At 47.8% G+C, this 10,176-nt stretch carries 9 protein-coding genes, 1 rRNA gene and 1 other annotated feature (1 of these 11 only partly in view); all 10 genes read right to left on the reverse strand.

What is annotated here, in order from left to right:
- Positions 1-78, reverse strand: a binding site (T-box leader) (it extends 141 nt beyond the left edge of the window).
- Positions 78-1,526, reverse strand: a complete 1,449-nt coding sequence (gltX, locus tag ACHWTJ_RS15915) for a glutamate--tRNA ligase (protein WP_023466595.1) — start codon at positions 1,524-1,526, stop codon at positions 78-80. It overlaps the preceding feature by 1 nt.
- A 43-nt stretch (positions 1,527-1,569) precedes the next feature.
- A complete protein-coding gene (gene ispF, locus ACHWTJ_RS15920; protein ID WP_029343079.1) occupies positions 1,570-2,052 on the reverse strand; it encodes a 2-C-methyl-D-erythritol 2,4-cyclodiphosphate synthase in 483 nt (160 codons plus the stop codon).
- A 2-nt stretch (positions 2,053-2,054) separates the two neighbouring features.
- Positions 2,055-2,738 carry a 2-C-methyl-D-erythritol 4-phosphate cytidylyltransferase gene (gene ispD / locus ACHWTJ_RS15925; RefSeq protein ID WP_294744523.1) on the reverse strand — a complete coding sequence of 228 codons (684 nt, stop codon included), beginning with the start codon at positions 2,736-2,738 and terminating at the stop codon, positions 2,055-2,057.
- 132 nt (positions 2,739-2,870) lie between these two features.
- Positions 2,871-3,956, reverse strand: a complete 1,086-nt coding sequence (locus tag ACHWTJ_RS15930) for a PIN/TRAM domain-containing protein (RefSeq protein ID WP_294744525.1) — start codon at positions 3,954-3,956, stop codon at positions 2,871-2,873.
- Positions 3,957-4,083: 127 nt separating this feature from the next.
- A complete protein-coding gene (gene radA, locus ACHWTJ_RS15935) occupies positions 4,084-5,460 on the reverse strand; it encodes a DNA repair protein RadA (RefSeq protein WP_029343076.1) in 1,377 nt (458 codons plus the stop codon).
- A 76-nt stretch (positions 5,461-5,536) separates the two neighbouring features.
- On the reverse strand, positions 5,537-7,984 hold the full coding sequence (clpC, locus tag ACHWTJ_RS15940; RefSeq protein WP_023466588.1) for an ATP-dependent protease ATP-binding subunit ClpC: 2,448 nt from the start codon (positions 7,982-7,984) through the stop codon (positions 5,537-5,539).
- Positions 7,984-9,057, reverse strand: a complete 1,074-nt coding sequence (locus ACHWTJ_RS15945) for an ATP--guanido phosphotransferase (protein ID WP_023466586.1) — start codon at positions 9,055-9,057, stop codon at positions 7,984-7,986. The genes clpC and ACHWTJ_RS15945 overlap by 1 nt, the downstream gene beginning before the upstream one ends.
- Positions 9,050-9,478, reverse strand: a complete 429-nt coding sequence (locus ACHWTJ_RS15950) for a hypothetical protein (RefSeq protein ID WP_023466580.1) — start codon at positions 9,476-9,478, stop codon at positions 9,050-9,052. The genes ACHWTJ_RS15945 and ACHWTJ_RS15950 overlap by 8 nt, the downstream gene beginning before the upstream one ends.
- A 25-nt stretch (positions 9,479-9,503) precedes the next feature.
- Positions 9,504-9,959 carry a CtsR family transcriptional regulator gene (locus ACHWTJ_RS15955; protein ID WP_023466578.1) on the reverse strand — a complete coding sequence of 152 codons (456 nt, stop codon included), beginning with the start codon at positions 9,957-9,959 and terminating at the stop codon, positions 9,504-9,506.
- Positions 9,960-10,090: 131 nt separating this feature from the next.
- Positions 10,091-10,176 (reverse strand): 5S ribosomal RNA (gene rrf / locus ACHWTJ_RS15960); the annotation flags it as partial.

Raw genomic sequence — 10,176 nt, forward strand, 5'->3', positions numbered from 1 at the left:
TTCTTCAAGCCCTCGCACCATTCGAGCTTGTCTCTGGAGAAGAAGACGCATCGTTACTTTCCTCGTCTACGCTTTCGTTATTCTGCTTCAAGCCGTGCAAGCACACGGTCTTTTCCTAGTAATTGAATCGTGTTCGGGAGTTCTGGACCATGTGTCTGTCCTGTCGTCGCGACACGAATTGGCATGAACAAGTTTTTACCTTTTTGACCAGTCGCTTTTTGCGTCGCTTTGATCGATGCTTTAATCGCTTCTGGTGTCCACTCTTCGAGAGCACGTAACTGGTTCGCGAATTCTGCAAGTACAGTCGGAACCGTCTCGCCACTCAAGACAGTGTTTGCCTCTTCATCATACACCACTTCGTCCTCAAAGAACATCTCTGAAAGCTTGACGATTTCCGCGCCATGCGTCATTTGTTCGCGGTATAACGCGACAAGATCACGTGCCCAAGCGAGCTCTTCTTCTGAAGGTGACGCTTCGACGCGACCTGCTTCTTGTAGGAACGGAAGACTGGCTTCGAATACTTCTTCGAACGATTGATGTTTCATGTACTGGCTATTGATCCAAGCCAATTTGTTTTGGTCGAAGACAGCTGGACTCTTCGAGAGACGATCCGCGTCAAAGATCTCGATGAACTCTTCTTTCGTGAAGATTTCTTGTTCGCCGACTGGTGACCAACCGAGAAGCGTGATGAAGTTGAGCAATGCTTCCGGGAGATAACCGAGCTCTTTATACTGCTCGATATACTGAATGATCGAGTGATCACGTTTCGAGAGTTTTTTGTGTGATTCGTTGACGATCAATGTCATGTGACCGAACGTCGGGTATTCCCAACCGAACGCATCATAGATCATCATTTGTTTCGGTGTGTTCGAAATATGATCATCCCCACGAAGAACATGGCTGATCGCCATCAAGTGATCGTCGATGACGACGGCAAAGTTGTACGTCGGAATGCCATCTTTTTTGACGATGACCCAGTCACCGAAGTCTTTTGATTCGAATGAGACGTCATCTTTAACGATATCATTCCATGTATACGTGACATCTTCCGGTACACGAATCCGAATCGATGGCGTGCGACCTTCTGCGCGGAACGCTTCTTCTTGTTCTGCTGTCAGGTTACGGTGCGCTCCTGAATAACGTGGTGCTTCTCCGCGTGCGATTTGTGCTTCGCGTTCTGCTTCAAGCTCTTCCGATGTCATGTAGCAACGGTAAGCAAGTCCTTTTTCAAGTAACTCGTCCGTGTACTTTTGGTAGATATCGAGACGCTCCATTTGTGAATAAGGACCGTACTCGCCACCGCGACCCGGACCTTCGTCCCAATCGACACCGAGCCACTCGAGGTTCTTCATTTGACTCTCGACACCACCTGCGATATTCCGCTTTTGGTCCGTATCCTCGATTCGTAATACCATCTTACCGCCTAAGTGGCGCGCAAACAGATAGTTAAATAATGCAGTCCGGGCATTCCCGATATGCAAGTGTCCTGTTGGACTTGGGGCATAACGTACTCGTACTTCTGCCATTGCCAATCACTCCTTCGACTAAAATTCGCTTATCTAGTATACCTTATTCTTCGATTCGTTTCAGTAGAATCACTGCTTGACAAGCGATTCCCTCTTCTCGTCCCGTAAAACCTAACCATTCCGTCGTCGTTGCCTTGACATTGATCTGTTCAATGTCCGCTTCGAGCAATTCCGCGATCCGCGCACGCATCGTGTCGATGTACGGACGGAGCTTTGGTGCCTGTGCGATGACTGTCGCATCTAGGTTGCCAAGCTCATACCCTTGTTGTTTAACGAGCGCGTAAACATGCTGCAGCAATTTTGCTGAATCGGCATCCTTGAATTCCGGATCCGTATCCGGAAAATGTTTTCCGATATCTCCTGCTGCGATTGCACCAAGTGCCGCGTCGGCAATCGTATGTAACAAGACGTCTGCATCCGAATGACCGAGCAATCCTTTCGTGTGCGGAATCTCGATGCCGCCTAAAATCAATTTCCGATCTTCTGCAAAGGCATGTACATCAAAACCTTGTCCAATTCGAATCATCGTCATTTCCCTCGTTTCATTAGAATCGCTTCACCGAACCACAAATCGTCCGGTGTCGTCATCTTGATATTTTCGTAGTGACCGTGGACGATCGTTACTTTTCCTCCGTCCCATTCTATCAAACTTGCATCATCGGTTCCTAGGTATTTCGTTGCCGCTTTTTCATGAACCGTGCGAATCGTCGCAAGATCAAACGCTTGTGGTGTCTGCGCTGCCATCAGGTGTTCCCGCGGGACGGTCTCACTGATGTGATTCGCTTCGATCCGTTTGACGGTATCTTTGATCGGTACCGCGAGAATCGCTGCCTGATCTAGGACTGCTGCTTGGACGACCGCCTGAATCGCTGCTTGTGAAATGAACGGTCGAGCACCATCATGGATCAGAACAATCCCTTCGCCTTCTAACGCCTCAAGACCACGGAGCACACTTTCCTGACGTTCGGCACCACCCGCGACAAGTCTAATCGATGTCTTATAAGACGCGATAAGACTTGTAAACCATTCTTGTTCTAGTGGATTGATCGCGAGGACGATTTCCGTACATGCCGGATCTGCCTCGAAGACATCCAGTGTCCAAGCGATGATTGGACGGTCTCTTAGTTCAAGCATCAATTTATTACGATCTGCGCCCATCCGCTTACCGGCACCGGCAGCGGGGATGACGACGCGATATGTGGCTGTAGACATCCCATTCCCTCTTTTCTCTCTCACTGATCATCATGATCCATTCCATCACACCGAAAACGGACTCGATCATGAAATCGAATCCGTTGCAGGGTCTATCCGAATGCCTCTCGATGTCTCTCTAGGCATAGTGTCTCATTTTTCTTGTGGTTTCGCAAAAATCATTCGTCCAGCTGACGTCTGCAAGACGCTCGTGACGACAACGCCAATCGTTTTCGAAATGAGGTGTTTGCCTCCTTCAACAACGACCATTGTCCCATCTTCGAGATAGGCAATGCCTTGTTTTTGTTCTTTTCCTTCCTTGATGACAAGAACGGTCATCTCTTCTCCTGGAATGACGACTTGTTTGACGGCATTCGCCAGATCATTGATGTTAAGGACAGGAACATGTCGGACTTCACAGACTTTGTTCAAGTTATAGTCGTTCGTGACGACGATCCCTTTGACGAGTTCCGCGAGTTTAATCAGTTTAATATCGACTTCCGGTACATCCTCGAAGTCGCCATCATAAATTTCGACCTCGACTCCAGGAATCTCTTGTAACTCTTTTAAGACATCGAGTCCACGACGTCCACGGTTTCGTTTCAACGTATCGGAAGAATCGGCGATGTATTGCAACTCACCGATGACGAATTGCGGGACGATCAGTTTTCCTTCGACGAAGCCGGTTTTTGTGATATCCGTAATTCGTCCGTCGATGATGACACTCGTATCAAGTACCTTGCTGTTTGACTTAACTGGGACGACGACTTCTGACGTCGCCTTTTTCTCACTTTGGTTACTACGTAAGAAGATTTTCGTCAATTCATGACGTTTACGATACCCGACCGTAAAGCCGAGGTATCCGAATAATGCCGTCACGATAATCGTGAGGACGTTACTTAAGAAAGGAATCCCAACCAAGTCGATTAACGTACTGACAAGAAATGCCAATATCAATCCGATTAAGAGACCTAATGTTCCAAAAAAGAGATCTGCCACTGGGGCTTTGACGAGTCGTTCTTCTAAAAATCGGAGAAGTCGAATTACCGAATCCGTAATGAATAATCCAATTAATAAGAATATGAGTGCACCAATCGTTCCAGTTACGTATTCGCTCATCAACCATGCAGGGAATGTCGTATTTGTTGCCGTTTCAATCAATTGGAAGAACTGAGGTAGCAACAAAATTCCGAGGGCAAGTCCGAGTAATGCAAAAAATACCCGAATGACGATTTTCAATCTTCTCACCTCCTTTGCTTATTTTAAGTTCATTGTAACATGTACTGAATTGAACTACCTACGCCGGAAGGAGGGGAAACTGTTTACATATCCATTACAGTCCCCCCATTTTTTGCGTCATTCCAGCTTAAAACGGAATGGTTTCACGTAATGCTTCGTCCACACTCTCGACACCGACGACCGTAATCCCGTCCGGATACGTCCAACCGCCTAAGTTATTTTTCGGAATGATCGCTCGCGTGAAACCGAGTTTGGCTGCTTCTGCTACACGTTGTTCAATCCGCGATACACGGCGAACCTCACCTGTCAATCCGACTTCACCAATCACGACATCCGTCGGACGCGTCGGCTTGTCACGGAAACTAGAAGCAATCGCGACACAAACCGCCAAGTCAATCGCGGGTTCATCAAGCTTCACCCCCCCGGCTGCCTTGAGGTACGCATCTTGTGTCTGTAAGAGAAGACCCGATCGTTTCTCAAGCACAGCCATCAATAAAGCCACCTTATTTTGATCGATTCCGGTCGCCATCCGTCTTGGATTGCCGAATGACGTCGGTGAAATCAACGCTTGCAGTTCGACAAGGACCGTCCGTGTCCCTTCCATGGAAGCAACGATCGTCGAACCGGATACACCGGACGTCCGCTCCTCGAGGAAAATTTCTGACGGATTCAAGACCTCTTCAAGACCAGACTCCCGCATCTCAAAAATTCCGATCTCATTCGTTGAACCAAATCGGTTTTTGACAGCACGCAGAATCCGGAACGTATGGTGACGTTCGCCTTCGAAATACAAGACGGCATCCACCATGTGCTCTAGTAAACGTGGTCCAGCAATCGAACCTTGTTTCGTGACGTGACCGACGATGAAGATCGCGATCCCGCGACTCTTCGCAATTTTCATCAGCATCGCCGTACATTCCCGTACCTGTGTCACGCTGCCGGGTGCAGACTGAATTTCATCAATGTAGACGGTTTGAATCGAGTCGATGATTAAAAAACGTGGCTGTTCTTCATCGACGACACGTTCAATCATGTTCATATCCGTCTCACTAAGGACGAACAAATCCTGAGTCGGTAAGCCAAGCCGTTCCGCGCGCAATTTGGTTTGTTTGAGCGATTCTTCTCCTGAGATGTAGAGCACTTTTTCGCCACGTTGGGCAAGACGTGCGCTCGTCTGCAGTAAGATCGTCGACTTCCCAATCCCCGGATCTCCTCCAACTAGCACCATCGAACCTGGAACGATACCACCTCCGAGAACACGGTCGAATTCACCACTTCCGGTAAAGACGCGACTCTCTTCTTGTGAGACGATGTTCGCGAGGCGCTCTGGCTTCAATTGTTTTGTTGTCGTATGAACGAAAGCGGCACCGCGCCGTCCTTTTTTCTCTTCGACGACTTCTTCGACCATCGTGTTCCATTCTCCGCATCCAGAACAACGTCCCATCCATTTCGGTGATTCGGTCCCACAGCTTTGACAAACGAATTTTGTTTTTAACTTAGCCAATCGATTCATCCTTTCTGTTTCAAAAAAAGAACCAGCTTCGCTCAGAAAGTGCGAAAGCTGGCCCTGTGCTCAGTGCTTATTCCGTTGCGGCAGAACTCACGTGATTCCGGCGAACGATGAATTCGTTCTCTTCGACATCAAGCGCAACACGTTCTCCTTTTTGGATATCGCCTGCGAGCAATGCTTCTGACAACCGGTCTTCCGCTTCCCGTTGAAGGGCACGACGGATTGGACGTGCGCCGTACTCTGGATCGTATCCGATATCGGCAATCTTCGAGAGGGCAGCTGGTGTCAATTCAAAATGAATTTCCTGTTCAGCCAAACGTTTTTCAAGGGTTTTCGCCATCAACTTCACAATCTCTTCGATGTGTTGTTTCTCGAGTGAGTGGAAGACGATCGTTTCATCAATCCGGTTCAAGAACTCTGGACGGAACGCCCGTTTGAGTTCTTCCATGACTTTATCTTTCATGTCTTTGTATTCGCGATCCGTATCTTCAGAAACAGCGAATCCGACATATTTATTCCGTTTAAGGGCACTTGCACCGACGTTCGATGTCATGACGATGATCGTGTTACGGAAATCAACCGTCCGACCTTTCGAGTCTGTTAAGCGTCCATCATCAAGTACTTGCAAGAGAATGTTGAAGACTTCCGGGTGCGCCTTCTCGATTTCATCAAGTAAGATGACTGAGTATGGTTTCCGGCGAACTTTTTCCGTTAATTGACCGCCTTCTTCGTAACCGACATATCCTGGAGGTGAACCGACGAGACGGCTCGTTGCATGTTTCTCCATGTACTCTGACATGTCGATCCGGATGATCGCATCCTCATCTCCGAACATCGCTTCGGCAACCGCACGAGCGAGTTCTGTCTTACCAACCCCAGTAGGACCGAGGAAGATGAATGAACCGATCGGACGTTTTGGATCTTTCAGTCCAGCACGTGCGCGACGGATGGCTTTTGAAATCGATTTAACGGCTTCATTTTGACCGATGACACGATCGTGAAGGATTTCTTCGAGGCGAAGGAGACGATCCGTCTCTTCTTCCGCGATCTTCGTAACCGGTACACCTGTCCAGTTGGCAACAACTTGTGCGATGTCATCTTTTGTGACTTCAAGTTTTTCGTTGCCTTGTTTATTCTGCCACTCCTCTTTCAAACGCTCAAGCTCATCGCGTAATTTTTGTTCCGTGTCGCGGAGGCTTGCTGCTTTTTCGAACTCTTGGCTTTGGACCGCTTCATCCTTGTCCTTACGGATACCCTCGAGTTTTGCTTCGACTTCTTTTAAGTTCGGTGGTGCTGTGTATGAACGCAACCGAACTTTCGATGCCGCTTCATCGATCAAATCGATCGCTTTATCCGGAAGGAAACGATCCGAAATGTATCGATCCGACAATGTGACGGCTTCTTGAATCGCTTCGTCTGTGATCGTTACACGGTGGTGTGCTTCATAACGATCGCGAAGACCAAATAAGATTTGTGTTGCTTCATCCGTTGTTGGCTCTGCGACTTGGATCGGTTGGAAACGACGTTCGAGTGCCGCATCTTTTTCGATGTATTTCCGGTACTCATCAAGAGTCGTTGCTCCAATACACTGGAGTTCGCCTCGTGCGAGCGATGGTTTAAGGATGTTCGATGCATCGATCGCACCTTCTGCTCCACCCGCTCCGATCAATGTATGCAATTCATCGATGAAAAGAATGATGTTCCCCGCTTGACGAATCTCATCCATGACCTTTTTCAAACGATCCTCGAATTCACCACGGTATTTCGTACCGGCGACGAGTGTCCCCATATCGAGTACCATGACGCGTTTATTGCGTAACGTCTCCGGTACTTCATTGTTGATGATTTGTTGAGCGAGACCTTCGACGACAGCCGTTTTACCGACCCCTGGTTCCCCGATCAAGACCGGGTTATTTTTCGTCCGGCGGCTCAAGACTTCGATGACGCGTTGAATTTCTTTCGCACGACCGATAACTGGATCAAGACGTGTTTCGCGTGCTTGTTGTGTCAAATCACGAGCAAGACCATCAAGTGTAGGTGTTGCGACACCTGAACCTGCTTGCGACGCGTTTGCTGTCGTTTCGCTGTTCCCGAGCAACTGGAGTACTTGCTGACGGGCTTTTGAAAGACTGATGCCTAAGTTATTCAAGACACGAGCAGCAACGCCCTCTCCTTCTCGGATCAATCCGAGTAAGAGGTGTTCTGTTCCAACGTAAGAGTGACCTAGTTTACGTGCCTCATCCATTGATAACTCGATGACCTTTTTCGCGCGTGGTGTATAGTGAATCGTCGTTGCACCATCTTGTCCGCGACCGATCAATGCTTCGACTTCCATCTGAATTTTATCTGAACTGAGACCGAGTGCTGTTAAGGCTTTCGCAGCGATTCCGTCTCCTTCACGTACAAGTCCGAGTAAAATGTGTTCTGTTCCGATATTGTGGTGCCCTAACCGTACTGCCTCTTCTTGAGCAAGTGCCAATACACGTTGTGCACGTTCTGTGAATCGTCCAAACATCATTATGCAAAACCTCCTTGTGTGTGATCCCTGTTTGTCTGTTCGGTTAACATCGTCCGGATCCGTTTCGCCCGTTCGATGTCCCGTTCTCTAGATGTTAATTGTTTCCCGAAATGCTTTTGTAGAAAACCTGTTTGTAATGAAACGAGCAGTTGATGAAAAAGATTTGGAGGAAGATTGACCTCTAGTCCCAGACTGTCTGCTAAGCGAACATCCGATAGTCGTTCCGTTGCTTCCCGCGCTGTAATCAGTCGAGCTGATGTCAGGATACCGTAGGAACGATATAGTCTGTCCTCTAGTTCTTCTTGATACATCTCCAATAATCCTTTTCGTGCTGCCTGTTCTGCTTCAATTAATGCTTCGACGGCAAATTGATAGTCCGTGATCAGCATATCCTCACTTGCCCCAAGCGTCCGCTGGTTCGAAAGTTGGAACATACGACCAGAAGCATCGCTTCCCTCGCCGTAACGCCCACGAATCGCGAATCCGAGCTGTCGTAAGTGTTTGATATAGCCTTGAATCTGATTCGTCAGGACCAGTCCCGGTAAGTGCAACATCACGGAAGCACGAAGACCTGTTCCGACGTTACTCGGACAAGTCGTTAAATAACCAAGCGTGTCATCAAAAGCAATTTTAAATCGTTCACTGATCAAGCGATCGACTTGTTTTGCGATCCGAAACGCTTCTTCAAGCTGTAGCCCAGGTAATAACGTCTGAATTCGAAAATGATCCTCTTCGTTTACCATGACACTGATCTGCTCATCCTCACTAATGAAGAGTCCTGTCCGTGGATGACTGGCTAACGCTGGACTGATCAGATGCTTTTCTACTAAAGCGGTTCGAGTCAGGACATCCGCCTGATCGACGCGACCAAATCGGAACCCTTTCATCCCGTTTAATTGGCGTTCCGTCTCTTCAATGAGTGCATTCGCTTGTGCTTCGGACAACATCGTTGAGAACGGATAACGTGTCGTATTACGCGCCAATCGAATCCGTGTCGAAACGACGATGTCGTCAAAAGGAGAAGATTGATTCATCGATTCGCTTAAAGGGTGTTGGAGCAACTCTTCAAACATGACGCAAATCCTCCTCGACACTCTCAATCTGTTGTTTTATGACTTCTGCTTCTTCATAATCTTCTGCTAAGATTTTGCGGTTGAGTTGTTCTTTAAGTCGACTGAGCTGCTGGTTCAATCGTTTTTCCACGGATTCTTCATCGGGTCGTGAGCCATAGTGCTGCGTATGACCGTGTTGGAACTGACGAACCATACCGTCGACTTCGTCTTTAAAAAATGAATAACAAGTCGGGCAACCGACTTTGCGAAGATGAAGCAATTGTTGACGGGTCATACCGCAAGACGGACACGCCGTCCCTTGATATTCACGTGCTAACTCCCGCACACAAACCGAGCATAAGAACTTCTCATCGGTTTCCGATTCTTGTGGAAGTTTGACACGGACGATTGCTTCTCGTTCGCCACATCGTTGACAACGCATCATGCATTCCTCCAATGTCCGACGACTAGAGTCGCTTCATGGTTTGAAGAAGCGTCCGCATCAAGTGGGCACGCATCCGGTGTTGATCTTCGACCGCCATTGGCAAACTCTCTTTTTGCAACAGCGATTGAATCAAAATAGCTTCCCGCCGCGTCAGTAATTGTTCGTTCATCAAACGAATCAAATAATCTTCTGCAGCTTGTTCCGTCAAATGATCACCGATCCATGAACTGACTTCGTCTAATAGATCGTGACTATCGAGCACAACGATTTTTTGAATCCGAATGTATCCACCGCCACCCCGTTTACTTTCAACAAAATAGCCCTTCTCGACCGTAAAACGAGTATTAATGACGTAGTTGATTTGTGATGGAACACAGTCAAAACGTTGTGCAATTTCTTGACGTTTGATTTCAATCGTCTTTTCGTCGTGTAAAATTTGCTTTAAATAGGCTTCGATGATATCTGTGATGTTTTGCATTGGCACCACCTCTCTGACCATCTTTGACTATTGTTTGATTTAATAGTAATCATCTAAAAAAAGAAATGCAACTGATAAGGCTTTTTAGAAAACACAAAAAGACCGACCTGCAATCTGCAGATCGGTCAAGTGCCTGGCAACGTCCTATCCTCACAGGGGGAAGCCCCCAACTACTTTCGGCGTTCAAGTGCTTAACTTCCGTGTTCGGCATGGGAAC

This window comes from uncultured Exiguobacterium sp. (assembly GCF_964277885.1).
Classification (GTDB): Bacteria; Bacillota; Bacilli; order Exiguobacteriales; family Exiguobacteriaceae; genus Exiguobacterium_A.